1 rRNA gene is annotated in these 559 nt (G+C 55.3%); it reads left to right on the plus strand.

The window, feature by feature from the left end:
* Positions 1-559, plus strand: a 23S ribosomal RNA gene (locus ABD340_RS47770); the annotation flags it as partial.

The following is a 559-nucleotide window of genomic DNA, read 5'->3' on the forward strand; positions in this document are numbered from 1 at the left end:
ACTGTGGTTAAGGAACTCGGCAAATTGCCCCCGTAACTTTGGGAGAAGGGGGACCATGTCTGGTGATCCGCTTTGCGCGGGGAGCTGGGTGTGGTCGCAGAGGCCAGGGGGAAGCGACTGTTTACTAAAAACACAGGTCCGTGCGAAGTCGTAAGACGCTGTATACGGACTGACGCCTGCCCGGTGCCGGAACGTTAAGAGGACTGGTTAGATCCCTTTTGGGGGTCGAGGCTGAGAATCTAAGCGCCGGTAAACGGCGGTGGTAACTATAACCATCCTAAGGTAGCGAAATTCCTTGTCGGGTAAGTTCCGACCTGCACGAATGGCGTAACGACTTCCCCGCTGTCTCAACCACAGGCCCGGTGAAATTGCAGTACGAGTAAAGATGCTCGTTTCGCGCAGCAGGACGGAAAGACCCCGGGACCTTCACTATAGCTTGGCATTGGCGTTTGGAGCGTCTTGTGTAGGATAGGTGGGAGACTGTGAAGCCGGCACGCTAGTGTTGGTGGAGTCATTGGTGAAATACCACTCTGGTCGTTTTGAGCGTCTAACCCGCACC

The sequence above is a fragment of the Actinomadura vinacea genome, assembly GCF_039532545.1.
Taxonomy (GTDB): domain Bacteria; phylum Actinomycetota; class Actinomycetes; order Streptosporangiales; family Streptosporangiaceae; genus Spirillospora; species Spirillospora vinacea.